The 2,599-nt window shown below is 69.4% G+C and carries 3 protein-coding genes and 1 pseudogene; all 4 read left to right on the top strand.

Annotated features, from left to right (window positions below):
- Positions 1-79: 79 nt before the first annotated feature.
- A complete protein-coding gene (locus ACTS11_RS03860; protein WP_442639025.1) occupies positions 80-658 on the top strand; it encodes a tetratricopeptide repeat protein in 579 nt (192 codons plus the stop codon).
- Positions 659-686: 28 nt separating this feature from the next.
- A complete protein-coding gene (locus tag ACTS11_RS03855; protein WP_442639024.1) occupies positions 687-1,538 on the top strand; it encodes a tetratricopeptide repeat protein in 852 nt (283 codons plus the stop codon).
- 5 nt (positions 1,539-1,543) lie between these two features.
- Positions 1,544-2,047, top strand: coding sequence for a prepilin peptidase (locus ACTS11_RS03850; protein ID WP_442639023.1), 504 nt, complete (start codon positions 1,544-1,546; stop codon positions 2,045-2,047).
- A gap of 120 nt (positions 2,048-2,167) precedes the next feature.
- Positions 2,168-2,599 (top strand): annotated as a pseudogene (locus ACTS11_RS03845) (ATPase); the annotation flags it as partial.

The raw sequence follows: 2,599 nt of genomic DNA, 5'->3' as shown, positions 1-2,599 counted from the left end.
GCGGCGAAGCACCCCGACGCGCGAGGGCCGGACCAACCGGCCCCGCCCGAGCAGCCACCCCGAGGGGAATGTCCGCGCCATGAGGCACGCGCCCGCCGTCTCCCGTTCCGCGCTGTTGCTCGCCGCCCTCGTCCTTGCGGGGGCCTGCACGCCGCAGGGCCCGCTCGGCCTGACCGACCCGGTGGCGCCGGGCCTCGATACGGACGCGGCCTCGGTGGACGGGCTGATCGTCGGTCATCGCCTCATGGACGCGGGCGAGTACGAGCTGGCTCTGCGGGCCTACTATCGCGCCGCGGGCCAGCTCGGGCTGAACGTCGATGTCCTGTCGGCGCTCGGCTCGGCGAACCTCCGGCTCGGGAGGATCGGGCAGGCCGAGGCGCTTCTGCGCCAGGCGCTCGAGGAGGACGGGGAATTCGTGCCGGCGCTCAACAATCTCGGGGTGGTGCTGATGGAACAGGGCGAATACGGCGAGGCGAGGCTGGTCTTCCAGACCGCGTTCGCCATCGACAGTGGCCGAACGGACGCGATCCGCGAGAACCTGCGGCTGGCTATCGCGCGGCAGGAGGATTCCGTATATGTTGACGACAATAACGAATTCCGTTTCGACCTGATCCGTCGCGGGCCCGGCGTCTACGAGCTCCTCGCGCGGCAGGTATGAAGACGGACGAGCAGAGATGAGGCAGAAAATGTCCCGTGTTTTCCGGAGTCTTCCGGCGCTTGCGGCCGTTGCCGCCCTCGCCGCCTGCGGTCAGGGCACCCGTCCCGACGTCGACCGCGCTCTCGACCCCCTCAACGTCATCGACGCCACGAACCTCAACGAGGTGATGCTGAACGCCGCCTCCCCCGACGAGGCCGTGGCCTACTTCCGCCGCTCCGTCGAGGAGCAGCCGGGCCGCATCGACCTCCAGCGCGGCCTGGCCGCGAGCCTCGTGCGCGCCGGCCGCGCCACCGAGGCCTTGCCCATCTGGGAAGGCATCGTCGCCGATCCGCAGTCGACCCACCAGGATCGCCTGGACTACGCCGACGCGCTGATCCGCAACGGCGACTGGGATGCGGCGGAGGCGCAGCTCGACCTGATCCCGCCGACGCTCGAGACCTTCGAGCGCTACCGGCTCGAGGCGATGGTGGCGGATTCGAACCGCGAGTGGAACCGCGCCGAGAGCTTCTACGAGACGGCGGCGGGCCTGACGACGCGGCCCGCGGGGGTCCTGAACAACTGGGGCTTCTCGCGGCTGACGCGTGGCGACCATTCGGGCGCCGAGGAGCTGTTCCTCGAGGCCATCTCCTACGACCCCGACCTCTTCACAGCCAAGAACAACCTCGTGCTCGCGCGGGCGGCGCAGGGGAACTACCAGCTTCCGCTCGTGCGCATGACGCAGATCGAGCGTGCGCAGCTCCTGCACACCGCCGCGCTCGCGGCGATCCGGCAGGGCGACGTGTCGACCGGGCGCAACCTGCTGTCCGAAGCCATCGACGCCCATCCCCAGCATTTCGAGGCGGCGGTGCGCGCGCTCCGCGCCCTGGATTCGGAGGTCTGATTCCCATGCCGTTGTCGCTTACCTTCACCGAGGCCCTGTGGTTCCTGCCTCTCGCGCTGCCGATCTGCGTCTGGGTCGCGCTGACCGACCTGCGCGAGATGCGCATCCCGAACGTCGCGGTGCTCGCGCTGCTCGCGGTGTTCCTCGGCGCGGGCCTCATGGTGATGCCGCTCGGCGACTACGGCTTCCGTCTCCTGCAACTGGTCGTGGTGCTGATCGCGGGCTTCATCATCACCTCGCTCGGCCTCGCCGGGGCGGGCGACAGCAAGTTCGCGGCCGCCATGGCGCCCTTCATCGCGCCGGGCGACTACCTGTTCTTCCTGATGCTCTTCTCCATGGTGCTGATCGCCGCGTGGATCACGCACCGCGGCGCGGGCCGGGTTCCGGCGGTACGCCGGGCCACGGCGGAATGGGCCTCGTGGGAGGCGGGCAAGCTCTTCCCGATGGGCGTGGCGCTGGCGGGCGCGCTGGTGATCTACCTGGCGATGGGCTTCTCCTCGGGTTTCTGAGGTTTCCGAGGCTTCTGCGGACCGCGCGGCGGAGCCGGGGAATCTCCGCGACCCCGCCGTGAATTCGCCCCATTCGGCGGACAGGTTCCCCCTGCTCCACGAACGGGGATCGAAACCGCCATGAACACCCAAGCCGGACTTCCCGAAAGCTTCGCGCCGCCGCCGCTGCGGAAGCTGAAGGACACGGGCCTCACCGTCGTCATGATGCGCGACATCATGCTGAAGACGGTCTTCCGCAAGAACGTCGAGAATGCCTCGGACATCGCCGCCGCCGTCTGCCTGCCGACGCCGCTGGCGCAGGAGCTGATCGACATGCTCCGCGAGATGGGTCTGATGCAGGCGACCGGCACGCTGCACGCCACCTCCGGCAACGAGATGGGCTACCAGCTCACCGACAGCGGCAAGGCGCGCGCGCTCGACGCGCTGTCGCAGTCGGAATACTACGGCGCGATGCCCGTCCCGCTCGAGGACTACAAGGTCCAGGTCAAGCGCCAGTCGATCCGCAACGTCCGGATCACGCGCGACGTGCTCGAGGCCTCGATGGGCCACCTG

Source organism: Roseicyclus sp., assembly GCF_052168335.1.
GTDB lineage: Bacteria > Pseudomonadota > Alphaproteobacteria > Rhodobacterales > Rhodobacteraceae > Roseibacterium.
The sequence above is the reverse complement of the archived record's forward strand: the minus strand, read 5'-3'. Positions and strand labels throughout refer to the sequence as shown.